This window comes from Candidatus Njordibacter sp. Uisw_058, assembly GCF_047730065.1.
Taxonomy (GTDB): Bacteria; Pseudomonadota; Gammaproteobacteria; order Pseudomonadales; family Balneatricaceae; genus Njordibacter.
Window position 1 is genome coordinate 1,902,657 of sequence record NZ_CP159829.1, and the last position, 24,708, is coordinate 1,927,364.

Below are 24,708 nucleotides of genomic sequence, written 5' to 3' on the forward strand. Positions count from 1 at the left end.
CAACATGGTGTCTATGGCAGATCTTGATTGGGTAACCTATCAAAAATGTGTGTCTCAAGGTGACTCTACAATCTTTTTACCTATCGGTGCACTTGAACAACATGGCCCCCATATGTCAATGAATCCTGACGTACTAATTCCCACAGCAATATCTGAAGCAGTGGCCCATAAACTTAGCAATGCCATGGTTGCGCCACCTATTGCTTATGGATACAAATCACAGCAGCAGTCAGGTGGTGGTAACCATATGCCGGGCACAACCAGTTTAGACGGTCAAACTCTAACGCACACGATTAGAGATGTTATTAAAGAGTTAGCTCGGCACGGCAATCGGAAGATCGTGATGATGAATGGTCATTATGAAAATTCAATGTTTATTATTGAAGGTATTGATCTTGCGATTCGAGAGTTAGGTTGGGATGCCATTACCAATATGAATGTGATGATTATATCTTATTGGGATTTTGTTGAAGCTCCCACAATAAAACTACTCTACCCTGATGGTTTTACTGGCTGGGACTTAGAACATGGGGGTGTTTTGGAAACGTCCCTAATGTTGCACCTTTTCCCACATTTGGTTGATATTGACAAAATAGTAGACCATCCCCCAGCTACCTTTCCACCCTATGACATGTTCCCAGTGAACGCTGATTTAACCCCACCCTCGGGCACTTTATCTTCAGCAAAAAATGCAAGTGAAGTGAAGGGAGAAATATTAATGAACGTTTGTGTTGAAGGTATTTCACATGCAGTAGAGAACGTATTTAACGTCGATTATGTTAAATCTATTACCAAAAAAACAGCTTGATAAATCCTATCTTGGTGCCCTCAAAATAATAACTAAAGGAAAAAGATAATGAGTGACAAAATTAAAACTAATAATAAGTCCAGAAGAAGCTTCATAAAACAATCTAGTGGAATTGCCACTGCATTGGCATTTCCCACTATTTTCACTTCAGGAAAAGCCCTAGCTGCACCTACTGAAATTAACATGCTCGCTTGGTATGGTCATGGTGAGGCAGATGTAGTGGCCGAATTTGAAGCGTTGCATAATGTTAAATTTAAACCAAAATATTACGCTGGTGGCGATAATATGCTTGCCTTAATCGCCCAATCACCGCCAGGAACCTACGATTTAATCCTGTCAGATGGCGAATTTGTCCAGCAACTCGACCTAGCCGGACATATCCAACAGCTTAATCCAAGTGACTATCCATTTGATGATTTTATTCATGAAGATTTTAAGCAATTCCCCGGTCATTGGCGTGATGGAAACCTTTACTCTGCCATGATTCGTTTTGGATTCCTTGGAGTTTCTTATAATCGTAATGCGGTTTCAGAAAAAGAAGCAATGAGTTACAAATGCTTCTGGAATAAAAACCTTGCAGGTAAGGTGGGTCATTTTGATTGGCACCTTCCTAATCTCGGGGCAGCAAGCCTCTATAACGGCAACCAAAGTCCTGGTCCATTCGACTTAAACTCTAATCAGTGGGGAAAATTACAGGAAACAATGATGAGCCTGCGCTCACAATCTGGCGGATTTTTTGATTATGGTGGGTCATTTAACTCCCTAAAGAATGGTGAGATGTTGGCAATGTGTGGCATTGGAGATTGGATCACAGGGGCGCTTGAACGGGATGGCGCACCAGTGACTTCAGTCGTACCAGAGGAGGGTGGGCTGCAATGGACCGAGTCCTATTGTATAGGTAAAGGTTCAAAACATACCGCAATCGCAAATGAGTTTATTCGTTACTTACTTTCACCTAAAGGACAAGTTAAGTCAGCATCCATGGCCGCTTACCCTGCTTTTTGCGTAACTAATGCCGGACAGGCAGCGTTGAGAAAAGACAACATGTTTGAGGCACAACGCACAGGGCAAATTGATGGCGCCAGCAACAATCCTATTAAATTAATTAATGAGGGCCGCATTTATTATAGGGATATACCAGTTCAGCAAAGTCTCGAAGATTGGAACGACTTTTGGTCTGAATACAAAAGCTCTTAATTAATTACTAGTCACCATTTAAAAAACGATTGCTTGCTCCAAGTTTGCAATCGTTTTTAATCGCGACAAAAAAATAATTTTGGTGCCTGCATAATTAGTGCAGGTACCAATTTCAAATAATCATAAGAAAAATAAATATGTTACACGTTGGAAAAGAATAATGTTTGCACACTGGTTTAAAAACATAGACATCTATGCTTTAACTTGGCGCTTGCCTGTTATTGTGTGGCAAGTATTATTTTTCCTTGCCCCACTTATTTTTATGATCGCCATGTCTTTTTTTCTAGTTAAGAATTATCGCATGGTAGAGGCGTTTGAGTTTGTTAACTGGGTGAAAATTTTTTCCAAGGGCTATTTCTGGAATAGTTATGGGCTCTCTTTGGGCTTGGCTGCCCTAGCCACTCTGACTGCAACTTGCATCGCCTTTCCAGCATCCTATTGCCTAGCATTTAAACTTTCTGAAACGGCGCGCAGATGGGCCATTTTCTTTTTAATTATCCCATTTTTCACAAGTTATCTAGTACGTACGTTTTCTTGGTATGTGTTAATGGCAGAGTCTGGTGTAGTCAATAACATTATAGGTTACTTGGGTATCGGGCCTATCAAAATGTTGAACACAATATTTGCTACCAATATCGGGTATCTCACTCTGACCTTACCTCTTGTAATTATTTTACAAACACTGTCAATGGCTAGTATCGATAAAAACCTTATAGAGGCAGCACATAATTTAGGCGCTGGCCGGATACGCGCTATTGTTTCAGTCATTATTCCAGCGGCTCGCATAGGCCTCATAATTGGTGCTCTATTTTGCTTTATTCTAAGTTTTGGCGACTTTGTCAGTCCCTACTATTTAGGTGGGTCGAACCCACCAACGCTTCCCATATTAATTATTGATACCACTAAATCAGGACAACAGTGGCCACGAGCTGCAGTAATTGCAAGCGTAATGATGGTGACACTAATGCTAGTCGCACTTAGTGCAATTAAAATTGCCTACAAAAAGAGATAGTGACAATGTTAAATGACAAATTAATTGTATGGCTGTTAAGGATTTATTTGTTGCTAGTATTCGTATTTATATTTATGCCAATTGTCACGAGCGTGGTCTTTTCATTCAATTCTGATCGCTTCCCTTCACTGCCATTAGGGCACTTTACCTGGCACTGGTATGACAAAGTTTATAATGATTCAGAAACTTGGGATGCCATCAAAACTAGTATTGTCGTCGCCTTATCAGCCTCCTTATTAGCAACTATTATTGGCTTTTGTACCGCTTACACAGATTTTCGTTATAATTTTAAATTTAAAAATGCATATTTAGCATTGGCATTATTACCTCCAACTATTCCCCTAATAATACTCGCTTTAGCTATGCTTGCTTGGTTCTCAAAGCTGGGTATTTCGGGACAAATATGGGCTCTGATTATTGCCCACACTGTATTAGGAGCCCCTTTTGCCATGGCTATTATTCGTCTTCGTTTACAGCAGATGGACAAAGATCTGGAATCAGCAGCATGGAATTTAGGCGCTTCGGAATGGGCGACTATGAGGCACGTTATTATCCCATTTGCCCTGCCATCAATTATTTCTGCACTCTGCCTAACGATGGCTGTGTCATTTGATGAGTTCGCCATCGCTTGGTTTGTATCAGGTCTAAACAAGTCTGTTCCAGTTGTGATTCTGGAAATATTACAAGGTAATGTTGACCCCCAAATCAATGCCATTGGATCTTTTGTATTTGCCACAACAATGACTCTTGTGGTGATTGCTCAGCTATTTCTTTTCACCAAAAACCCACAGTAATAAAATAGAGATACATCATGAGTGAAGGACAGATAGTTCTTGAGAACATAACAAAACAGTTCGGTAGAACCGTTGCTGTTCAACCTATTAATTTTGAAATTAAAGCCGGTGAGTTTCTTGCAATTATGGGTTCCAGTGGATGTGGAAAAACAACGACACTGCGAATGCTAGCTGGGCTCGAAACACCTTCAAGTGGAGAGATAAGGCTCAATGGTGAGCGGATGAACGAACTAAAAGCACATGAAAGAGAAACGCCTTTAGTCTGGCAAACCCTGGCCCTTTTCCCCTTTTTAAATGTCATTGAAAATGTAGAGTTTGGGCTAAAGATGCGTGGGGTAGAAAAATCTGAACGCACACAGAGAGCTTTAAAATGGCTTAATCGCATGGAGATTGGAGAGTTTGCAAATCGCTCAATAGATCAGTTATCAGGTGGGCAACGGCAAAGAGTAGCTCTAGCTCGTGCCTTGGTGACTGAACCACCCGTGCTTCTTTTAGATGAACCGTTAAGTGCATTGGATCAGAATTTAGTCGTGCGCATGCAAAGTGTATTAACTCAACTCCAAAAGGAACTGGGCATTACTTTTGTTTATGTTACCCATAGCCAGTCTGAAGCTTTTGCAATGGCCGATAGAGTTGTCATCATGAGTGAAGGTGTTATAGAACAAATTGGATCACCCAAAGAAATCTATAGGAATCCAGCTAGCCGTTTTGTCGCCGAGTTTGTTGGCACTAATAATATTATTAGTGGTTATATTAAAGAGCTAAACGAACACATCATGATCTGTAATACAGCCTTTGGGACAATAGAGTCTAATTTAGATGATGCCAATAACGGCCATATTTTAGGTGGGGCAGTTGACTTGGTTATTAGTGCAGACATGATTGAATTATCGCAGGAAGAAACATCCTCTAAAAACCAAATCCAAATACAATTTATTGCTGAAGAATTTACGGGTTCAGTGGTCACTTTGTATTTTGAAGACGACAAAAAAAATGAACTGATAGTACAAAAGCAACAACGCGAAATAGAGCCATTAGAGTTGACCTATGGCTGCAAAATTTATGCTCACTGGGACCCCATCAATGTTTTCTGTATACCAGAGGCAAACGCAGGATAATTATCTTTAAATTAACTTCACTAGAGTTTAATCACTGTATCAATTTAGGAGATATCATATGAAACGCGTAGCAAGACCACAAGCCATCAACTTTGAAAATGGCATTAAAGATAAACCCACTTTTTCTGCTGCTGAAATGGCAAACCGTAATGGCAAATTGCGAGCACATTTATCATCAGAAAATCTTGATGCAGCTGTTTTTTCATCGATTCATAATATTAATTATTTCGCTGACTTTGTTTATTGCTCATTTGGCCGGCCCTATGCGTTAGTGGTTACACATGATGCACATACAACCGTAACCGCCAATATTGATGGCGGTCAGCCTTGGCGTCAAAGCTACGATGACAACATTGTTTATACAGACTGGGAAAAAGATAATTATTTTCGAGCTTTGAAAAAATTAGTGCCTGGTAAAGCTAGAGTGGGTATTGAATATGACCATATCACTTTGGAACGAAGAGAAAAGTTAGCTGAGTTTATGCCTGATGCTGAGTTCGTTGACATCGGTGTAGCTACTATGAAAATGCGTATGATCAAGTCAGCTGAAGAGCACGCTTTAATTAGACAAGGTGCTCGAGTGTCTGATATTGGCGGTGCCGCTTGCGCTGAAGCCATTTGTGAAGGTGCCCCAGAATATGAGGTTGCACTTCACTCTACGCAAGCAATGGTTCGAGCCATTGCTAATACCTACCCCCATACAGAGTTAATGGATTCTTGGACTTGGTTTCAGTCTGGTATCAATACTGATGGTGCTCATAATCCTGTCACCACTAGAAGAGTGGAAAAAGGCGATATATTAAGTGTGAATTGTTTTTCCATGATTTCTGGATACTATCAGGCACTTGAGCGCACAATGTTTTACCACTCAGCCACTAAACGTGAGATTGAACTGTGGGAGATAAATTGTGAAGTTCACAAAAAGGGTTTGACACTTATTAAGCCTGGAGCAGTGTGCAGTGACATTGCCGCTGAGCTTAATGAAATATTCCTAACCCACAATTTACTTCAGTACCGTACTTTTGGATATGGGCATTCATTTGGATCTCTTTCTCATTATTATGGCCGCGAAGCCGGGCTTGAATTACGAGAGGATATCGACACAGTAATAGAGCCAGGTATGGTTGTGTCCATTGAACCTATGATTACTCTACCTGAGGGTGTAAATGGTGCTGGTGGTTATCGCGAACACGACATATTAATTGTTGGTGATGATGGCGCTGAAAATATTACTCATTTTCCATTTGGTCCAGAGCACAATATTATCAGATAGAAAATATAAATATAAACCTTACCGCCTGAAAAAAGTGAAAGCTTTACTACATCTCTACTCAGTTGGCAGGCTCTGTTGACTGGGTTTTTTTTTTGGTTTTCGGTGCACTTTGTTACAAGCCCTAGCCTTAATGACACTCATAGCTTGCTGGTTCTTGATGTTTAACCCTCGTAATTTTTACCAATTATGAACAAAGAAATTTGATATAGCTTCTGGCGTTTACATTAGCTAATTCCTGTCTTATTTTTATAATGGTTAGGCAAGATGAAGTCTTGCTGTAAGCATAAACTCAAGACTATAAAATGAATAGTATCAAGAGATCGTATTAAAGAATCTAGTTGCATGCAACAAAGGACTATTTATGACTAAACGTGCCTATTTAGTGTTAAAACAACTCAAAATAATTCGATACAGAATTGTAGGGTCTATTATTTTTCCTATATTGTTATCAACATTTTCTCTGGCAGATATGAGAGTTGATCAGTTTTTCTCTTTTATTATGTTTAAATCTAGCATTACCATCGAAAGTGTGAAGCTCAATCAACTTATTTCAATGAAAGTAAAGCAACAGATCATTGCCGATGTGACTGTTGATCAGAAAGCCTTTGATACCGCTACACAGGAATTTAGAGATTATTATGATGACAAAATAGTTCCAAGGATAAACAATCTAGAACATCATATCCCCGATTCTTCCATTCATATAATCTCACCAAAAGTCTATATTTTCTGGACTGAAGGGCTTGCTCCAAGCGCATGGAGTGGAAACGAATTTTTATATGTTATTTCGATAAAAACTGGTAGCCCAGAAATATTATATTCAACACGCCTTGACCCCAAACCTTTAAGCAGTGGCGACGGATATCATCATTCTGTTTATTGGTCGTTACCGGATGAAGGCTGTGGAGGCAATCATTTTATTAAAGGTATTCTGCAGTACAGTGTTGATAATGAGACTGACAATAAGTTTATACAAACTTATTTGGAATATGACCAAAACAATAATACCTATGACACCAGTATATCAACCTCACCCGTAATGTTTTCAAAGCCTAACTGCAAAGATTAGGTTTTATCAGTATATGACGTGATCACGATCCTAAAAACTGACCACTGGGGTAAACGGTAAATTTGGCCACACATAAATTATTAGCACTTTGACCACCCACATTAAGTTCAAACCAAATTGATGCATCTGCACTGTCTCGTTTAACAGCACCTTTTAAATGGAGTGTAAGCTTGTCATTTAATATTTGATGACCTTCAAAACTATTAGAGACTTTATCCAGCTTGCCCATTATATGGGTGGATTTGCCTGCGTAAGTGAACATGGCAGACACTTTACCCTCTTGGGGCCATTCCATGGTGCTAATTAGAACGGTTCCCTGCAGACACTTGAGGATCACACCTCGCCATTGATTCTGAGAAGTTTCTGCAAAAATCGTCCCTGTGTATTGGGTGACTAGTGCATCAGGTAAAGTGGCATTGTAAGTGTTTTGTTCTGGGGGTGCGGAGGAAGCTGAACTATACGCCACACTGGGCATCACCAAGATAATAGTAAACAATGCGTAGACTAAAATTTTCATGGCACTACTCCAACCTCTTTTGAACAACCTAAGCACCATGGTTAAAAACTCTTTCCAGAAACACAAAGAATAGACATAACATTAATAGTCACACATTCCCCGAGTATAATCAGTCATGGCCAACAATAGTAACCATTGGACCTTGTATAAGCTCTAAATAGGGAAGTTACTAAACACCTATGCCTTGGGAAAGACGTTATATACTAAGCCAATAACGCTTGTATGTATGTAATTAATAAACGCACACCAACAGGCGGAATAACTCAAAGCTAGTGACCAATGACTTAAGACCACTCAAAACCATCGTCTAGCTACGCAGAAACTTAATGGTTGCCATTCATGAGTTATATAATATTGAATTAGATTTGTGATTAATACAGTTTGGAAATGACTATACTTTGCTCTTAAACATCAGCATGAATATTTTTAAAGTACCTGAGCGACATCTTTTTTGCCTCTTCTATTTGCGGAGGGGTCATTCCCTTAGCGATGTCTTTTTTATGTAGAATGCCTTTAACGACTCCATTAGAGGACGCTATGTCGTACCACATATATGCACGTTTATAGTCTCTAAGCGCAGCATTTCCTTTGCTGTACATCACCCCCAGAGCATATTGAGCAAGAGCGTAATTTTGGTCTGCCGCTAAGGTATACCACTTCACTGCGGCTGTATCATTCTGCGGAACCCCTTCTCCAATCCTATAGATATTTCCCAAGTTAGATTGAGCGTTAGCATAGCCCTGCTCAGCAGCCAGTGTATACCACCTCGCAGCTTCCTTGTTATTGGTTGGACCTCCTTTGCCTTTCTCAAATATATCTCCCAGACAAAATTGAGCTTCCATATGCCCTTGCTCAGCAGCTAAAGTGTACCACTTAGCCGCTTCCTTATCGTTTATTGGAACGCCCTTACCTTTGTCGTACACATCCCCTAAGTAGAATTGGGCATTGACGTGCCCTTGCTCAGCAGCACAAATGACGTATTTAATTGCAGTGACAGTGTTTTGTATCCCTGCTACACCGTTTGTGTGCATTTGTCCCAAATTAGATTTAGCACTTTCGTGCTCCTGCTCCGCTGCTAAGAGATACCATTTAGAAGCCGTCTTGCTATTTTTTGGAACACATTCGCCTTTGTCGTACATGAACCCTAATGCGTACTGAGCCAGAGCATATCCTTGATCAGCGGCCAAGGTAATCCACCTAGCCGCTATTGTGTCGTTCTTTGCAACGTGTGTTCCTTCTTGATAAATCAGTCCCAAATTATATTGAGCCTTGGCGCTCCCTTTTTCAGCGGCCAAAATATATTCAGAAGGAGTTTCCTGATTGTTTTGCGCGACATCACCAAGCTTAGCAAACTCCTGCAAAGCAACTTTAGCTCTTGAGTGTCCACCTTCAGCAGCATCTTGAAACCACTTGAATGCCATCTGATCATTTTTTGGCACTCCTTTCCCATGTTGGTGGATCACACCCAAATTATATTGAGCACTTGCATGCCCATGATCAGCTGCTGCGGTGTACCACAGGAGTGCCTTTTGATAGCTCTGTATCACCCCATCGCCACGTTTGTACATGACTGCGAGATTATATTGAGCCAAGGTATAACCCTGATCAGCCGCTAGATTGAACCACAGAGCAGCTTGCTGATCGTTCTTTATCACTCCCTCGCCACTAAAACACATATTTCCAACGTTATATTGGGCTCTGGCATGCCCTTGCTCAGCAGCGAGAGCAAACCATTCAAATGCTATAAAATGATTCTGTGGAACACCATCACCACGTTTGTGCATAAAGCCAAGATTGAACTCAGCACTCATATGGCCCTGTTCAGCCGCTTTAGTAAACCATTGAACAGCCGCCTCATCACTTTGAGCAACACCCTGACCATTTCGATAAATGATCGCTAGGTTAAACTGAGCGTCAGCGTGCCCCTCCTCAGCCCCTTTTAAATGCTCCAGAGCAGTTTCTGAGTCACTTTTTGGCAGACTACTATTTAATGCGTTAATCCTTACTAGATTAGCCTTGGCCCGGTCATGTCCTTGCTCAGAAGCGAGTGTATACCACTTAATTGATAACTCCTTACTCTTTGAAACACCCACACCATGGGCGCACATAAAACCCAGATTAAATTGAGCGCCATCGTGGCCCTGTCCAGCCGCTTTGATAAACCATTTAGCTGCTATCTGATCATTCTTTGTAACACCTGCCCCTCGCTGATACATGAATCCCAGATTATATTGAGCCAAGGCGTCACCTTGTTCAGCAGATTTAGTGTACCACTTGAGCGCTGTCTCATCGTTCTTTGCAACGCCAGCGCCCTGCGTGTAAATAATACCCAGATGATATTGGGCTCTCGCATCACCGCGCTCAGCCAAGGGAGTTAAGTCTTTTATCGCAACTGCGTGGTCACCCGACTGGAATGCCTTCAGTCCATGGTCAAATTGTGAGTGCATATAATACCTTTTATTAGTTATCCACTAATATATTAAAAGCTGACCCTATCGACAAGTATTAAAATGTTAAATAAAATATTGGTTCTCATTAAAAGGATTTTTGTAATACAAATTTTGTTAATAATTGCATTTTTAGTTTTCCCATCAATTGGGTTTGCGGGTCTGGGCGATGTTTATTTTTTTGAATCGACTAAACTCTTACAAATTAAAAATGGAGAATCAACGACTGATAACAATAAAGAATTTAAATTTAAAAGATCAACCCCACAAATTAGCGATGTACATCACGGTGGAATAAATACAACAAATTGGGGCCAAAATGTGAAGAAGGAGTATCCTCGTGAATAACAGAGTCGCTGCAAAAATAATAATACTACTCTTGTCAATTTGGTGTGTCGTTGTTGTCATTGGGTATTTCAATAATGTTACTATAACCTTTCCGTTCTCTATTTCAGATGGCCATGATGTTCCAGAGCATCGGCTACATGCGATCCGCTTATCGCTTATGACAAGCTTTGTTTACTTTAGTATCCGATATTTTTTTGTAGGTTCAGTGAAACTTTATCCTATTCAAGTCCTGGGAATCATATTGTTTCATTTATCTGTGGTGGGTTCACTAGTGTTTTATGTTGAAGGAGCCAATAAAAGTGAATATTTACAAATGCTTTTTTGGCTACCAGCCTCTCTTATTTTGTATTTTGCAGGAAAATCTGAGTTCAAATACTTTTGAAACGTCTCTCGCTAAATAGTTCTGATAAACTCAAAAAAGGTTTAATTTGATTCCCCTTTTTTTAAGGCTTTTTGGTTCTTCCACTCCTCGCCAGTGTTGCATGGAAAAAAATAAAGCCGAATTACCATTCTCTAGCAAGTTTGATAGTTGTTCGCTAAACAAACCCTCGACATTTCTTGCGCTTCAGAGAGGGAGGCGCTTTCACCATGCCACCCATCTGTGGGATGATATGAACGCAGTTTCTTAGCTATCTGTCCTTTAATATTATTAGCCAATTGGGTACCGTTATGTAAGGCTAAGGTGCACCACATATAAGCCCGCTTATAATCTTTGCTAACACCTCTGCCATTATAGTAATTGACTGCTAACATATATTGAGCATTACCAAACCCTTGTTTGGCTGCTAAGTTGAACCATTCCACAGCTGCTTGAGAGTTACGTGTGACAACCTCACCATTGCTATAAGCACTTCCTACTTTGAATTGAGCATAAGAAATTCCCTGCGCAGAAGCTTTGGCATACCACTTAAAAGAAATTTTATTGTTCTTTACCACGCCCATGCCATTTTTATATGCATACCCCAGCATGACTTGAGATCTACTATGCCCCTCCTCACCTAAAGGCCCCCATACTGCCATAGCAGTTTTATAATCTCCTGAGTCAAATGACTGTTTTGCTTTCACATAGTCTTCTTCGACGCCCGCCATGGTGGCTCCACTGCCAAAGAATATTGAAAAAACTAAGGCTACTAAAAATCTATTTATATACACTAAAAAATCCATTTATTAACAATTGTTCTTTATTAGGAAAAGCATCGAGTTAAGAAACAAAAAACCACTGATGTGAAAAGCACAACGATATTATGTAGGACCTGTTAAGGTCTACTTTGTTTTGGTAGACCCTAGCAGTCACTAGAAGTTAACGTAACGTACTTCTACCCGACGGTTTTCAGACAAAGAAGCGCTTTCACTTCCTGAGTTGACAGGACGTTCTTCACCAAAGCTGACCACTTCAATTGCTTCTATGGAAACACCTTGTACCACTAAATAACGACTTACAGCGATACCACGTCGCTCACCGAGAGCGATGTTATACTCCCTAGTTCCACGTTCATCAGCATGACCTTCTAAAACAATTCTTGCTGAAAGGTTTTGACTTAAGTAGGCAGCATGGCTATTCAGTGCAGTGCGAAACTCTGGTTTAATAGTCGACTGGTCAAAGTCAAAATAGATAATATGGGCCAAAGCTTGAGCAGCTTCTTGTGCCTGCTGCTTCTGAGCGGCGACTTGAGCCACGGCGTTATCAGCAGCCTGCTGGGCTGCCTCGGCATCTGCTAAAGCTTGAGCATCTTTAAGAGCTTGCGCGTCTGCTTGAGTTTGGGCTAATGGAGCTGCTTCAACAGCTACTTGGGCTGCTTGAGCACTGGCCCTTGCATCTGTGGTCTCACCAGTAGAACTACAGGCAGCTAAAAACGCGACCAAAGCACTGGAGGCGACAATTTTACTTAGGTTAACCTTTTGCATAGACTTGCTCCTTAATGAATTTTTAATTATTGATAAATACAAAGGTTAACCAACGAAGCTCTAAAAAACCTCTTGGCCAGAGTAGAGTCATTGGTTGGACTGACCCTTTAGATTAATGTACCAAAAACTGTGTTTTAGAAATTACAAAGATTGTCAGGTTGAGAACCTAAAGTTCCCATTTAGAAGTGATACGGGTCAATGAACGTTTTCTTAGCATCTTTGCTAGAGTAAGAATTAGGCAAGTGAGTATAAGGAATCCAGCGATCCAGGTTATAGTAATCGTCATAACAAATCTCTAATTTTTAGGAATTAACTGGCCGAAAATATAGCAGAAGATTATAACATTGTAAACAATCCAATCAATACTCTGTCAACAATCCATTCTATACTCTGTCAACAATCCAATCCATGCTATTGAATCATTAACTTTATGATTGGCCCTAAGGTAAGTCTGGCTATAATTCATAAAGTCAGATCACTGGCTGATAGCCGAGCTAAAAAAGCTCAAGAGTCTAAAGAAGCCATTCAAAAGAACAAAGCACACAGGTCTGTGGACACTCAATCAATCTATCTATCAAGAGGGGCATGATTTGCCCTTAGATGATGCTCCGATTCAGTTCACTCCTAAGTAAATCAGTGGTGATTTTTAGCTAATTACACAGATCCTTTCTCGACAACCTGACGCACATGATGGTGGATCTATTGTTGCTTTAATCATCAGTGTTAAAAGACAGAGCACGATGTGACCGCACCCTGACATTTAAGTTTGATGCATTAGCCGATTTTGGCTTTGTTTGCAGCAATACCTGCACGGTTTTCCATGATGGCTTTGCGTCTTTCATTAATTTCATTCTTGTTTTTCATCAGGGACGCTGCGTTTGATGCGGATTTGACAAGCAGATCATCGATAGTGGATTTGTTTGCCGACACATTTCCTGACAGATCCACCATAGCTGCACTGTTGCCAGCAATCATGGCTGCATTGCTTTCAGTGGTCGCTGAGGATGCTGACAAAGATCCACTAATCATGTCTGCATTTGCTGCGATCTGTGCACCATTGAATTCAACTATTGATTTGTTAGCCTCCATGATTTCTTGGTTTATTTCTACCAGTTGGGAGTTAATCGCAGCCATTTTTTCACTGATTTTGAGAACAGAGCTGTTCAAGCTAGAGCGGTGACGTAGGAAATCCAAAGCTGACTTGTTGGTCTGTGCGTTGACATAGTTTTCCTGCACATCCCCATTTGCCTCCATTCCTTTCAAAATAGCTGCTCTATTGCCGAAAATCTCATCTGTGTTAGCATTTGCCAGCTGGCGATTACCCATAAAGGCAGCTGAATAATTACTCATGATCATCAGACGGTTTTCTTCGATCATTGAACGTGACTGATAGACCAACGCTTTGTTTGCCATTACTTGGGCTTCAATTCCAAAAATTGTTTTGCGGTTTTTTGCAATTGCTAATTTGTTTTCTTCACTTTTAGACATGGTTTTTATTCCTATATTGTGTTTTCACTTACGTGTTTTAAAAACTCACTTTTAGGTTTCCTACCGCGTAGTCATGTGATCCTTACTCTCTCACTATATCAGATTTATCTATTTTAGCAAAATTCACATTAAGGATTAACCTTTAATGTTCTAGGGGAAAACTTTTAGGCAATAAATTTAGCGCTGCTTAGAAACTGCTGTACAACTTTAAATCAGAAATTTTCCTATATCTAAAGTAATTTTATCGCGTTAGTATTTTGTTAACTTCTTACAAACAGATCAATACTGGCCATTGAAGAACCGATCCAGTAAGTTAAAAGGAAAATAATAATGAAAAGAATAAATTTCCGACTATTTGCAATGGGTATTGCGCTGGCTCTGAGTGGCGCAGCCACAGCAGAAACGGGCGTTGGGTACTCCATAAATGTAGAGGGTGAACAAAAAACTATGGCTGACGGCACCTTTGTTAGGGAAACCACAGCTGATGATATATGGTTTCTAGACAATCAACCAGAAGGCTTTGCATCAAAAATGGTTGCCAGTTGTTCGGCTATATGGGTAATGGGGGCCGATTATTCTAATAAGGGTTCAACGTTTCGTTGCACTGCAAAAGATAGTGATGGTGATGGTTACATCAGTGTTGGGCATATACTAGAGGCTGATTGGACTGGATGTGGCATCTTAACTGTTGCTTCATGGGGCAAATATGCTGGTGCTAAACTAAATGGCACCTGTCAAGTAGGTGGTCCCTTTGCTGGAGAAGATACGGGAACTTATACGTGGGCTGGGGAATGGACTCTACCTCAATAGCTAGCTTATGTAATAGTGTTAAACATCACTCTGTGATGAGTCAAAAAGGTGTGGAAAACTAAAGTTGATATTTGCTAATTTACACCAAAGTGGCTCATCACAATAATGGAGAAAGAAAGAGCCATAGCAGGGTATGCTGGCATGGAAAATCCACCAACATTTCATACAGTCAGCTCACTGGCAAATAACTTAGCTAAGAAAGCGGAAGAGTCAAAAGAAGCCATTCAAAAGAACAACGCACACAAGTCTGTGAACACTCAATTAATCTATCAAGAGGGACATGATCTGCCCTTTGATGATGCTCCGATTCAGTTTACTGCTGAGCAAATTGGGGGAGATTTTAAGTAGGTTAGTAACCACCAACCTAAAAATAGGGAGTTGGTGTTCAGTAATGTGTGTTCAGTTTGTGTCTACTATGGCTACAAGCCTAGTGGCCTAGCTCTATCAAATACCATACTTAAATTATTGTTTTTAATGATAATAATTTTTTAAATCCTAAAATATACCCCCATAAATACCCCCATAAAAATTTGGTAACCATTTGCTAAATTTTAAGTTTTAGCAGGAATTAATCACCAAAGTTAGCTAACTTAAGTTAGAAATTTACCAATAATTGTTTTTAGTTCCATTCACTAATCTTGAACTGACCCTGTGTAAGCCACCAGTCGTATTTTCGTAGGCATTAAAGGTGCATTAACCTCAAGCGAGGTGGTTTTTGTTGGCCTGCCATAACCCCGATCAAGTATCGCAGTAGCAGCTGCAATTCGAGCTGAATCGCTCTGGCTTGATTGCATCACTTCTACAAGCGCATCTAAGGCATCATCGGTGTATTCTCGAGCCAACTCTGACAGGTTCAACTTAAGCTCTAACGTAGCTTTATTAGCTGCTCCTGCAGGCCTACCAGAACCTTCTCTCATACCGCCATGTGATGCCATTTTGATTTCCTTTTGATAACCAAACTCTGCTATATTTTAGCATATTAGAGAATTTAGAACTAAGTCCTGTTATTATAAATTCACCTAAGGGGAATAAATTGAGGTTGTAAACGATGCAACAGCAGTTACTCAAAAGATGAGACTAAAAGTATTAGCTGCTTGGGACAAGAAACAATTATGAGCATAAATTAAAGCAGGTACTTATAGGACATATTAAGCGGAGTTTAAGGGCTTTCAATGGAACTGACTATCGAACAAGCACTGCACCAGGGTATTTCAGCACACAAAGAAGGCAAACTTCAAGATGCCGAACGTCTGTATCGGGCTATCTTGCAAACACAACCCGCACATCCTGATGCCAATCATAACCTGGGAGTATTAGCAGTCTCTGTTAATAAAGCTGAGGCAGCGCTGCCGTTATTTAAAACTGCTCTTGACGCTAATCCGAAGATAGAACAGTTTTGGCTGAGTTATATTGATGCCCTTATTAAAGAAAAGCAGTTTGATAATGCAAATGACATCATAGAACAAGCAAAAAAACAGGGTGTGGCGGAAGAGAAATTAAATGCCTTCGAGGTACAACTAGCCTCCATAAACAAACCAGAAAATGGCATTAGTGCAAGCCCATCTCAGGAACAACTCAGCAGTCTATTAGAATGCTATCAAACTGGACGATACGGTGATGCTGAGAAGTTGGCACAATCCCTCACTCAACAATTCCCTGAACATCATTTTGGCTGGAAAGTGCTTGGCGTTGTTCTGAAGCAAGCAGGCAGAATTAGTGAGTCATTAGTTGCCAGTCAAAAGACTGTTCAATTATCTCCTCAAGATGCTGAAGCCCACAACAACTTAGGTACCACCCTCCAAAAGCTGGGTAGATTAGATGAGGCTGAGGCAAGCTATAAGCGAGCAGTTTCGATGAAATCTGACTATGCTGAAGCCCACAGCAACTTGGGTAACACGCTACAAGAACTGGGTAGATTAGATGAGTCTGAAGCAAGCTGTAGGCAATCAATAGCATTGAAACCTGACTTTGCCCAAGCCCACTACAACTTGGGCGTCACACTCAAAGAACTGGGTAGATTAGACGAAGCTGAAGTAAACTATAAGCAAGCGATAGTATTGGAACCTAACTTATTCGAAGCCCACAACAACTTAGGTACCACCCTCCAAAAGCTGGGTAGATTAGATGAGGCTGAGGCAAGCTATAAGCGAGCAATATCGCTGAAATCTGACTATGCTGAAGCCCACAGCAACTTGGGTAACACGCTAAAAGAACTGGGTAGATTAGATGAGTCTGAAGCAAACTATAAGCAAGCGATAGTATTGGAACCTGACTTTGCCCAAGCCCACTACAACTTGGGCGTCACGCTCCAAAAGCTGGGCAGATTAGATGAGGCTGAGGCAAGATATAAGCGAGCAATATCGCTGAAATCTGACTATGCTGAAGCCCACAACAACTTAGGTATCACCCTCCAAAAGCTGGGTAGATTAGATGAGGCTGAGGCAAGCTATAAGCGAGCAATATCGCTGAAATCTGACTATGCTGAAGCCCACAACAACTTGGGTAACACGCTACAAGAACTGGGTAGATTAGATGAAGCTGAAGCAAGCTATACACAAGCAATAGCGCTCAAACCTGACGATGTCACTGCTTTTTGGAACCTAAATGGTATTCAAAAGACTATACAAAGCGCTGAACATTGGATTGATAAATGTTTGATTGCTGATACAACCTATTTAGAAGCCAAATTAACAAAAGCTGCATTAAAATTTTATCAAGGAGATAGAACTGACTTTGATAATTTGATGCAATCAAAATTCAAAAAACATGCCTACATGCGTTCATTTTCTTGGGTTTTCAGCCTACCTAATCTTCCTGAATTACACTTTAACAAGTTCTACTTTTTCGATGCTATTATTAAAAAAAGCATAATTTCAAAACCGTTTTATGAATTCGGTGTGTGGAGGGCGTCATCCTTTAAATATCTTATTAAGGTTTTTAAAAAAGGCTATGGCTTTGACACGTTCACAGGTTTGCCAGAAGAATGGGATGTTGGACATCACATTGAAAAGGAAGGCACTTATACTAGTGATGGAAATGTGCCTAAAATTAAAGGGGGAGAGTTTATTGTAGGTAAATTTGAAGATACGTTACCAGTCTTCTTTTCTGAAAGTCGTCCTATGGCATCGGTAATAAATTTTGATGCAGATTTATATTCCTCGACTATTTGTGCTTTAAATTTTTCAAAATCAGTGATGGATAAAGATACTATTCTTATCTTTGATGAATTCATAATTAACGAAAGTTGGGAACAAGACGAATTTAAAGCATTAAACGAATTCTGTTCTATCAACCACTATAGTTATGAAGTGATAGCAGTCTCATTCTTCACACAACAAGTCGCAGTTAAATTGATTGGTATTTAACATCTATTAAAGAGGATTACCAAATATGCACCAGAAGCCAAACACAAAGTTGTGGGGCTTATATGCAACAATAACGGATTGCACTCGCATAGTTCTAATAAAGCTATAGCATACTGTATAGCAAACATTGATAAATTAACTTTAACTTATTAATAGTTATCAATTTATCGTGACGTGATTTATTGAAAATCGTCGTGTCGGCGGTTCGATTCCGTCTGCGGACACTATCGATTATACCTAACCTATTGTTTTTAATAAATTAGTTGGACTTGAGTAAAAAAATACCTGCGTTATTACCCATCTTATTGAAGCAACAGTTTAGCGCAGCTATCAAAGTTCACTTCTGCCTTAAGCCATACCAGTGTGAGCCACCAGCTGTATTTTAGTAGGAACAAACGGTGCGTTAACTTCAAGCGCTGTGGTTTTTGTTGGCCTACCATACCCACGATCAAGTATCGCAGTAGCTGCAGCAATTCGAGCTGAATCGCTCTGACTTGATTGCATTACATCTACCAGCGTATTTAAGGCATCATTGGTGTATTCTCGAGCCAACTCTGATAAGTTCAACTTAAGCTCTGAGGTTGCCTTATTACTAGCTCCTGCAGGCCTACCAGAACCTTCTCTCATGCCGCCATATGATGCCATGTTGATATACCTTTGATAAATCTGTCAGGTGTATTTTATCACATTAGGTTATTCGCATGCATGACTAGCATAGCATCTGCCTCGAGCTTTAGCTGCCATAGCCTTTGCCCATTTCACACCCGCTCTAACGTCGATTAAGCACCTTACAGCCATACTCTAAGCTGCGTTCGCTCATCCAGCACTACAATGCTACCAATGCTCACTAGCTTTTCTTAAAAAATGCTACAAGGCTCAAATCAGAAATCCTCCTATATCAATGATAGTTCTATATTAGTAGTATTGATAATAAGCACTATAGATCGTTGAGGATAAAATCATGAGCATCAAAAAGATAATTACAGGGTTAACGATTTCGCTGTTGTTGAGCAGTGGTGTTGCAGTTGCTAGTGATGGAAATGGGCTATTGCTTTAAAAATGACTGTAATAAAAATATGCTTCTGATGCTTTAAAAGCAGACCAAGAACCACTAAAAATAAAGAATGAGTAAGTTCTTTCTTTGTCTCAGTAGCATGTCTGGTCTAAATTATTATCTACATTATCCACAGAATGATTACTAATTAAGGAAGATGAAACGTGGCTACAATCAGAAAAGGGAATGGAAATGACAGAATTTACACTGGTTCAGGTGAAGATTATGCCTATGGTGGTGGTGGTGATGATGATATTAATGGTTACCTAACACCGGAAGGTGAATTCGACTATCTCTACTGGAAATCATCAGGCACACAATGGCTTTATGGTGGTGAGGGTAACGACACTATATTTGGTGGAACTGATGTAGATAATATTTGGGGGGACGGAGGGAACGACTTCCTTAACGGTCGAGAGGGAAATGATGTTATCAGTGGAGGCGAAGGGGATGATGAATTACATGGAGAAGATGGCAACGATACTTTAGATGGAGGGCTTGGTGTTGATTATATGGGTGGTGATGAAGGAGACGATACCTATTATGTTGATGACATCTGGGATGATGTTTGGGATGCCAGTGGCAACGATACATTACATATTTCAGTAGATTATTATAATGCCGATTCGACTATTGAAAATATCCAGTATAGTGATGGTGTAAAAAAAATTCCATACTGGATAGACGCCCTAATTACTGATGATTCTAGTGTTCATCACCATCATTATCTCGAAAATGATAAAACATTTAAATATCTGTTCCCGCAGCAAGTCTTGTCTTATTTCGATGCCAAAGACCTGAATGGTTGGTCGCCAGCGGAGTCCTCCCTTGAAGCTGCTTTTGTACATATTGTTTCTCTATTAAGCAGACTTGTTGACGCTAATTTTGTTCAAACTTCTAATGCTTATCAAGCTAATACGATTGCAGTTTCTACCAACGCTCAAACTGACTCTGGCGGTTATGCTTCGCATCCAGATAATAGCCGTATATATGATGATTTTGAAGGCTCAGACATTTTTATGGATGATTCTAACGCTGACCCGTCTATAAGTACCCCTAATTATGACCTTGAATCTCTAGTCCATGAACTGGGCCATGCGCTAGGCCTCAAGCATCCATTCAGCAAAATTGATCCAAGCGGAACAATTGCTCCCCCCCCTTATCTAGAGTCCAGTTTAGAAGAAAATAATCAGTGGACTGCTATAAGTTACACAACTTCTACTCAATACTACTCTGCAAGCTTTAGGCCTTTAGATCTAGCAGCGTTGCAGTATCTTTATGGCGTATCTACATCTGCAAACGCTGGAAATACAACGTTTACCTTTAGCAAGAGTGAAGGAACTTTCGTTTATGATGGGCAAGGCATCGACAAGATTGACGCTACCAATGCAGCCACTGCAGCTACCATATATTTAACCCCAGGTGACTGGAGTTTTATTGGTGTTAAATCTGACTTAATCACAACCAAAAATCAACTAACAATAAATTTCAATACAGTGATTGAAGACCTCTGGGGTGGGTCTTTCGATGACAACTTACATGGTAATGAGACTGGCAATACAATTCTTGGCAATGATGGTAATGATACGATCTTTGGCTATCTTGGCAACGATACTTTAAATGGAGAGAGTGGTGACGATAGTTTATATGGGGGCGCTGGAAGCGACCAAATTAACACTGGCTCAGGCAATGATTACGCTTATGGAGGAAATGGTGATGATGATATTAATGGTTCCCTAACACCAGAAGGTGAGTACACGTATGAATATCAGACGTCATCAGGCACACAATGGCTTTATGGCAACGATGGTAATGATACCATTATCGGTGGATCTAACGTTGATAACATCGATGGTGGAATTGGAAACGACTTTCTTGGTGGCAGGGAGGGAAACGATATTATCAGTGGAGGCGAAGGACATGATATATTAAACGGATGGTATGGCGACGATACTTTAAATGGAGGGGAAGGACCTGATGTGCTCTGGGGTGGAGAAGGCAACGACACCTTAACTGGGGGTGATGGGTCAGATTATATTGCCGGCGGCTCAGGATTCGACAATACCGTTTACCTCTCTAACGTTAGCCAGTATTCAATTCTCATTGAGAGCGCCAACATTTGGCCAGTAAGTGTTGTTTCAGATTTGAGTGTTGATCATTTACAAGATATTGAGCGTGTTCACTTTACTGATAAATCAGTAGCTTTAGACATTGGTGCTGGAGATACTGGAGGCAGTTGTTATCGCATTTATAAGGCGGCGTTTAATCGCACACCTGATGAAGGTGGTTTAGGGTATTGGATAGGACAAATGGATTTAGGCAAGACCTTGGTAGAGGTATCAGCGGGGTTTATTGACTCTGATGAATTTAGAGCTTCCTACGGCACTAACCCCAGCAATGGGGAGTTTCTCACTAAGGTGTATAACAACGTACTTGGTCGCGACCCTGACAGTGGTGGCTATGATTGGTGGGTGGATCAATTGGCCAATAACCCAGAAAAAACTTGGGACAAAGTGATGGCAGACTTTTCTGAAGGTACAGAAAACCAAGCTAATGTGTTAGAGCTAATTGGTAATGGTGTGCAGTATGACTTATGGGTGGCCTAGGCTTCACCTGACTGCCTGAGTAGTTATTAGCACCCAAGCTTCAACCCTACCCCACTTCACACCCACTCTAACGTCAATTAAGCACCTTACAGCCATACTCTAAGCTGCGTTCACCCATCCAGAACTGCAAGGTCTGCATACACATTTCAAATTACCACACTTGACACTAGGAATATTTCTGAATTTATGATTCTGATTTAAGCCTCTCTTAACCAGACTTATAGGTATGGCTATTAATATATAGATGAACAGTTTCTGTACCCATGAGCATAGTGAAAAGAGCTAAATAGGGTACAGCTTCTGTACTAGTTAACCGCTCTTAAAAGGGGTTTGGGTGCAGTTTTTGTACCCTTACGGTTCAGTTTCTGTTCTGGAGGATCTAATTTTCTTGGCCACCCTTGTTGGCGCTCAAGTGAGAAGTTTCTTGGTGGTGTGCGTGTGGGTGATTCGTCTAGCTGCTTTCCTGCACACTCATCAATAGACGCCCATGTTAAAGCATACAAACCCGCCTTGTTTCTAATGAATTGACCCTGACGAGTTAGCATTATCATCTCTGCTGCCACAAGTTCTTTTATTACTCTTGTCAGTGTGGCTTTTGACCGAAAACCACGCTCTTTCATGAACGTCCAAGCGGGACACAAGTCCCCATTATTCCCGCCTTTGTATGAGTACGCCAGCTCGACTAATAACCTAATGGCGTTGCTACTCAAGTTGGTATAGTCGGGACACTCCATCACTATCCGAGGTATACCCGCAAAACTGGCTTTTTGCTTATGTTTGACTCTTCCCATAACTTATCTCCAATCCACAAATCCTAGACGATTTAGTGTTGTGAATTAATAAAGCTACGAATATCTTCGACCTTCCAAACCGTAGTTCTTGGGCCAATTTTGTAAGATTTAGGAAACCGACCAGATGCTACACCTGCCCACCATGATGATTTTCCAACAGGAATATGGTGTAAAACAGCTTTTAAGCGGATAAAGCCTGTATCAGGTAATTTGCAGTCGTTCATATAGCTTGCTCCATAACGGCTGGACGTTATTGGCCAGCACAGGACAAACTATGAATAGGAATTAATTATTTGAATATTATTTCTTTTTAATTTCATTCAGAACTTTTTGCCACCCATCAAGGTCGTCAGTTTGGACGTGGTGCAGATATGCGTGCATACCGATAATGCTCTCACGCGAATTCGAACTATACTGTTTTAACAGAGCTGCCTTTGCATCTGACCCATATGTATTTTCTTTTTGATCTAAAAAGTCTTGCCAAACGTCCGCTTTGCAAAGTTCTTCGCAGGCCTGCTCTATGGTTAAACCAGTGATTTTAAGACGGTAAATTTCTCCAGCTAGCATCATCTTTTCAAACATACCCCACTTTAATTTTGGCCCCCGAGGTTTGTTTTCTTTTAGTTCAGGCACAAATTCTTTTGCCAGTTTTAATGCAACCTGATACCAGTCAATGTCAGTAGTTGCAAAACCAAAAGAGCCTGCTACACTCAGCATTCGCTGATACTCTTCGTCTACTCGGTCTTTGATTTTATTATCAATTTGTTGCGCGCTTTCTAGTAAACCAAACTGTAACCGATCTAAACCTTTTTTCTTAACCACATCTCCTCCAATATAATAGCTTGAAAAGTGTTTAATACATAACCTGCAATTAAACCAGTAGACGCCGTTTTAATTAGCTAAACTATCCAAATAGTCAGCCCATCGCTGCATCATCTCTTTACGCTGAGAAAGGTGTTTGGTTCGGTTGTACGCTCTACCAAGACTATCCCTAACAGCGTGAGCTAATTGATGTTCTATAAGCTCAATACGCTCCCCTAATACCTCATCTAAGATCGTTCGAGCCATTGCCCTAAACCCATGACCAGTCATTTCATCTTTTGGTATACCCAAGTTGCGAAAAGCTGAAAGTATTGCATTATCACTCATAGGTCTGTGGACACTTCTAGCTGATGGAAATACATAAATACTGGAATGACCTGTAATTTTGAACTGTTCTTCTAAAATTGCTGCAGCTTGCTTACTCAGTGGCACAATATGGCCTTCACCCGACTTCATTTTATTCGCAGGTATTCGCCATTCAGATAGGTGAAAATTGATTTCTTGCCACTCGGCGCAGCGCAGCTCTTTAGGCCTAACAAACACTAAAGGTGCAAACTTCAAAGCAGACCTAACCGTCGCAGTACCATGATAATTGTAGATCATGTTTAACAAACGGCCCACTTGTTGCGGTTCTGTTATAGCAGAGAAATGGTTTTTGGGTGGTGCAGATAACGCTCCTTTCAAATCTGGCGTTATATCACGCTCTGCACGGCCTGTAGCAACAGCAAACCTAAACACTGCCCCAACTGTTTGTTTAAGTCTATGCGCACTTTCTGTAGCACCTCTGGCTTCAACACGTCGAAGTACATGCAGCAACTGTGGTGGTGTAATGTCTCCTAATGGCAAAGTTCCTAGATAAGGAAATAAATCACGTTTCAAAGAACGCAAAACTTTACCACTATAACCAACACTCCACCTAAGTGCTTGTTGCTTTTGCCACTCCATTGCTATGGCTTCAAGGTTGTTAGAGCGTGCTTGCAACTGTTCAATCTTTTTAGATTTCTTAGCCTGCGAAGGGTCTATGCCTTGTTCAAGTAAGTCTTTTGCATCTGTGCAGGCTTTTCGGGCTTTTTTGAGCGAAACACTTGGATAGACGCCAATTGATAAAAGCTTTTCTATACCAGCTATGCGGTATTTGAGCCGCCAATATCTAGCACCAGTATGAGTGACTAGTAAAAATAAGCCCCTACCATCACTTAGCTTGTAGTTTTTATCCTTTGGTTTGGATTGTCGTATTTGTGTATCGGTCAATGACATAGTTCCACCACTTGGGTAAATGGGGGT

The 24,708-nt window shown here is 40.6% G+C and carries 24 protein-coding genes; 13 read left to right on the top strand and 11 right to left on the bottom strand.

The annotated features are described in order from the left end of the window. Positions 1–13: 13 nt before the first annotated feature. From ABXT59_RS08925 to ABXT59_RS08955, 7 genes are all read left to right on the top strand, one after another. On the top strand, positions 14–808 hold the full coding sequence (locus ABXT59_RS08925) for a creatininase (RefSeq protein ID WP_443635690.1): 795 nt from the start codon (positions 14–16) through the stop codon (positions 806–808). Between the two features lie 48 nt (positions 809–856). Then, on the top strand, positions 857–2,005 hold the full coding sequence (locus tag ABXT59_RS08930; protein WP_443635692.1) for a polyamine ABC transporter substrate-binding protein: 1,149 nt from the start codon (positions 857–859) through the stop codon (positions 2,003–2,005). Positions 2,006–2,165: 160 nt separating this feature from the next. Beyond that, a complete protein-coding gene (locus ABXT59_RS08935; protein WP_443635694.1) occupies positions 2,166–3,017 on the top strand; it encodes an ABC transporter permease in 852 nt (283 codons plus the stop codon). 5 nt (positions 3,018–3,022) lie between these two features. Further along, positions 3,023–3,811 (top strand): ABC transporter permease, encoded by a 789-nt coding sequence (locus tag ABXT59_RS08940; RefSeq protein ID WP_443635696.1) that lies wholly within the window; start codon positions 3,023–3,025, stop codon positions 3,809–3,811. Between the two features lie 17 nt (positions 3,812–3,828). Beyond that, positions 3,829–4,929, top strand: coding sequence for an ABC transporter ATP-binding protein (locus ABXT59_RS08945; RefSeq protein WP_443635697.1), 1,101 nt, complete (start codon positions 3,829–3,831; stop codon positions 4,927–4,929). Between the two features lie 58 nt (positions 4,930–4,987). Continuing rightward, positions 4,988–6,202, top strand: coding sequence for an aminopeptidase P family protein (locus ABXT59_RS08950; RefSeq protein ID WP_443635699.1), 1,215 nt, complete (start codon positions 4,988–4,990; stop codon positions 6,200–6,202). Between the two features lie 361 nt (positions 6,203–6,563). Beyond that, positions 6,564–7,271: a hypothetical protein gene (locus ABXT59_RS08955; RefSeq protein WP_443635700.1), complete on the top strand. Its 708-nt coding sequence runs from the start codon at positions 6,564–6,566 to the stop codon at positions 7,269–7,271. Positions 7,272–7,293: 22 nt separating this feature from the next. Here the strand turns inward: ABXT59_RS08955 and ABXT59_RS08960 are convergent, their stop codons facing one another. Then, positions 7,294–7,788, bottom strand: a complete 495-nt coding sequence (locus ABXT59_RS08960; RefSeq protein ID WP_443635702.1) for a hypothetical protein — start codon at positions 7,786–7,788, stop codon at positions 7,294–7,296. A 404-nt stretch (positions 7,789–8,192) separates the two neighbouring features. Further along, on the bottom strand, positions 8,193–10,235 hold the full coding sequence (locus ABXT59_RS08965) for a tetratricopeptide repeat protein (RefSeq protein ID WP_443635704.1): 2,043 nt from the start codon (positions 10,233–10,235) through the stop codon (positions 8,193–8,195). 63 nt (positions 10,236–10,298) lie between these two features. On the opposite strand from ABXT59_RS08965, the gene ABXT59_RS08970 reads away from it, so the two are divergent. Both ABXT59_RS08970 and ABXT59_RS08975 read left to right on the top strand, forming a co-directional pair. Further along, positions 10,299–10,583 carry a hypothetical protein gene (locus ABXT59_RS08970; RefSeq protein WP_443635705.1) on the top strand — a complete coding sequence of 95 codons (285 nt, stop codon included), beginning with the start codon at positions 10,299–10,301 and terminating at the stop codon, positions 10,581–10,583. Continuing rightward, positions 10,576–10,965, top strand: coding sequence for a hypothetical protein (locus ABXT59_RS08975; RefSeq protein WP_443635707.1), 390 nt, complete (start codon positions 10,576–10,578; stop codon positions 10,963–10,965). Before ABXT59_RS08970 ends, ABXT59_RS08975 begins: the two co-directional genes overlap by 8 nt. A 131-nt stretch (positions 10,966–11,096) precedes the next feature. Here the strand turns inward: ABXT59_RS08975 and ABXT59_RS08980 are convergent, their stop codons facing one another. The 3 genes from ABXT59_RS08980 to ABXT59_RS08990 form a co-directional block, all read right to left on the bottom strand. Then, positions 11,097–11,735 carry a tetratricopeptide repeat protein gene (locus ABXT59_RS08980; protein ID WP_443635709.1) on the bottom strand — a complete coding sequence of 213 codons (639 nt, stop codon included), beginning with the start codon at positions 11,733–11,735 and terminating at the stop codon, positions 11,097–11,099. A gap of 141 nt (positions 11,736–11,876) precedes the next feature. Further along, positions 11,877–12,488, bottom strand: a complete 612-nt coding sequence (pal, locus tag ABXT59_RS08985; RefSeq protein ID WP_443635710.1) for a peptidoglycan-associated lipoprotein Pal — start codon at positions 12,486–12,488, stop codon at positions 11,877–11,879. 774 nt (positions 12,489–13,262) lie between these two features. After that, complete coding sequence (locus ABXT59_RS08990) at positions 13,263–13,976, bottom strand: hypothetical protein (RefSeq protein WP_443635712.1); 714 nt, start codon at positions 13,974–13,976, stop codon at positions 13,263–13,265. A 330-nt stretch (positions 13,977–14,306) separates the two neighbouring features. On the opposite strand from ABXT59_RS08990, the gene ABXT59_RS08995 reads away from it, so the two are divergent. After that, complete coding sequence (locus tag ABXT59_RS08995) at positions 14,307–14,786, top strand: hypothetical protein (RefSeq protein WP_443635714.1); 480 nt, start codon at positions 14,307–14,309, stop codon at positions 14,784–14,786. Between the two features lie 141 nt (positions 14,787–14,927). Next, complete coding sequence (locus tag ABXT59_RS09000) at positions 14,928–15,134, top strand: hypothetical protein (protein ID WP_443635715.1); 207 nt, start codon at positions 14,928–14,930, stop codon at positions 15,132–15,134. 284 nt (positions 15,135–15,418) lie between these two features. On the opposite strand, the gene ABXT59_RS09005 is transcribed toward ABXT59_RS09000, so the two are convergent. Continuing rightward, positions 15,419–15,721, bottom strand: coding sequence for a hypothetical protein (locus tag ABXT59_RS09005; RefSeq protein WP_443635717.1), 303 nt, complete (start codon positions 15,719–15,721; stop codon positions 15,419–15,421). Between the two features lie 237 nt (positions 15,722–15,958). Here ABXT59_RS09005 and ABXT59_RS09010 point away from each other — a divergent pair, with 237 nt between their 5' ends. Further along, positions 15,959–18,151, top strand: coding sequence for a tetratricopeptide repeat protein (locus ABXT59_RS09010; protein WP_443635718.1), 2,193 nt, complete (start codon positions 15,959–15,961; stop codon positions 18,149–18,151). A 348-nt stretch (positions 18,152–18,499) separates the two neighbouring features. On the opposite strand, the gene ABXT59_RS09015 is transcribed toward ABXT59_RS09010, so the two are convergent. Continuing rightward, positions 18,500–18,796: a hypothetical protein gene (locus ABXT59_RS09015; RefSeq protein ID WP_443635720.1), complete on the bottom strand. Its 297-nt coding sequence runs from the start codon at positions 18,794–18,796 to the stop codon at positions 18,500–18,502. A gap of 573 nt (positions 18,797–19,369) precedes the next feature. Here ABXT59_RS09015 and ABXT59_RS09020 point away from each other — a divergent pair. Next, positions 19,370–21,811: a DUF4214 domain-containing protein gene (locus tag ABXT59_RS09020; protein WP_443635722.1), complete on the top strand. Its 2,442-nt coding sequence runs from the start codon at positions 19,370–19,372 to the stop codon at positions 21,809–21,811. A 305-nt stretch (positions 21,812–22,116) separates the two neighbouring features. Here the strand turns inward: ABXT59_RS09020 and ABXT59_RS09025 are convergent, their stop codons facing one another. The 4 genes from ABXT59_RS09025 to ABXT59_RS09040 all read right to left on the bottom strand — a co-directional run bounded on the left by ABXT59_RS09025 (position 22,117) and on the right by ABXT59_RS09040 (position 24,681). After that, the gene (locus ABXT59_RS09025) at positions 22,117–22,602 is read right to left on the bottom strand and encodes a hypothetical protein (RefSeq protein ID WP_443635724.1); all 486 of its coding nucleotides are present in this window, start codon (positions 22,600–22,602) and stop codon (positions 22,117–22,119) included. A gap of 32 nt (positions 22,603–22,634) precedes the next feature. Next, positions 22,635–22,826, bottom strand: a complete 192-nt coding sequence (locus ABXT59_RS09030; protein WP_443635725.1) for a helix-turn-helix transcriptional regulator — start codon at positions 22,824–22,826, stop codon at positions 22,635–22,637. A 76-nt stretch (positions 22,827–22,902) separates the two neighbouring features. Then, positions 22,903–23,424: a hypothetical protein gene (locus ABXT59_RS09035; protein WP_443635727.1), complete on the bottom strand. Its 522-nt coding sequence runs from the start codon at positions 23,422–23,424 to the stop codon at positions 22,903–22,905. Positions 23,425–23,493: 69 nt separating this feature from the next. Then, a complete protein-coding gene (locus tag ABXT59_RS09040; RefSeq protein ID WP_443635728.1) occupies positions 23,494–24,681 on the bottom strand; it encodes a tyrosine-type recombinase/integrase in 1,188 nt (395 codons plus the stop codon). Positions 24,682–24,708 lie beyond the last annotated feature (27 nt).

Coding starts and splice junctions, on each gene's coding strand:
- pal (WP_443635710.1), bottom strand. CDS start 12,488: ATGCAAAAGGTTAACCTAAGTAAAATTGTCGCCTCCAGTGCTTTGGTC.
- ABXT59_RS09025 (WP_443635724.1), bottom strand. CDS start 22,602: ATGGGAAGAGTCAAACATAAGCAAAAAGCCAGTTTTGCGGGTATACCT.
- ABXT59_RS08960 (WP_443635702.1), bottom strand. CDS start 7,788: ATGAAAATTTTAGTCTACGCATTGTTTACTATTATCTTGGTGATGCCC.
- ABXT59_RS08925 (WP_443635690.1), top strand. CDS start 14: ATGGCAGATCTTGATTGGGTAACCTATCAAAAATGTGTGTCTCAAGGT.
- ABXT59_RS08955 (WP_443635700.1), top strand. CDS start 6,564: ATGACTAAACGTGCCTATTTAGTGTTAAAACAACTCAAAATAATTCGA.
- ABXT59_RS08935 (WP_443635694.1), top strand. CDS start 2,166: ATGTTTGCACACTGGTTTAAAAACATAGACATCTATGCTTTAACTTGG.
- ABXT59_RS08950 (WP_443635699.1), top strand. CDS start 4,988: ATGAAACGCGTAGCAAGACCACAAGCCATCAACTTTGAAAATGGCATT.
- ABXT59_RS08945 (WP_443635697.1), top strand. CDS start 3,829: ATGAGTGAAGGACAGATAGTTCTTGAGAACATAACAAAACAGTTCGGT.
- ABXT59_RS09015 (WP_443635720.1), bottom strand. CDS start 18,796: ATGGCATCATATGGCGGCATGAGAGAAGGTTCTGGTAGGCCTGCAGGA.
- ABXT59_RS09040 (WP_443635728.1), bottom strand. CDS start 24,681: ATGTCATTGACCGATACACAAATACGACAATCCAAACCAAAGGATAAA.
- ABXT59_RS08995 (WP_443635714.1), top strand. CDS start 14,307: ATGAAAAGAATAAATTTCCGACTATTTGCAATGGGTATTGCGCTGGCT.
- ABXT59_RS08940 (WP_443635696.1), top strand. CDS start 3,023: ATGTTAAATGACAAATTAATTGTATGGCTGTTAAGGATTTATTTGTTG.
- ABXT59_RS09010 (WP_443635718.1), top strand. CDS start 15,959: ATGGAACTGACTATCGAACAAGCACTGCACCAGGGTATTTCAGCACAC.
- ABXT59_RS08990 (WP_443635712.1), bottom strand. CDS start 13,976: ATGTCTAAAAGTGAAGAAAACAAATTAGCAATTGCAAAAAACCGCAAA.
- ABXT59_RS08930 (WP_443635692.1), top strand. CDS start 857: ATGAGTGACAAAATTAAAACTAATAATAAGTCCAGAAGAAGCTTCATA.
- ABXT59_RS09005 (WP_443635717.1), bottom strand. CDS start 15,721: ATGGCATCACATGGCGGTATGAGAGAAGGTTCTGGTAGGCCTGCAGGA.
- ABXT59_RS08965 (WP_443635704.1), bottom strand. CDS start 10,235: ATGCACTCACAATTTGACCATGGACTGAAGGCATTCCAGTCGGGTGAC.
- ABXT59_RS09030 (WP_443635725.1), bottom strand. CDS start 22,826: ATGAACGACTGCAAATTACCTGATACAGGCTTTATCCGCTTAAAAGCT.
- ABXT59_RS09000 (WP_443635715.1), top strand. CDS start 14,928: ATGGAAAATCCACCAACATTTCATACAGTCAGCTCACTGGCAAATAAC.
- ABXT59_RS08970 (WP_443635705.1), top strand. CDS start 10,299: ATGTTAAATAAAATATTGGTTCTCATTAAAAGGATTTTTGTAATACAA.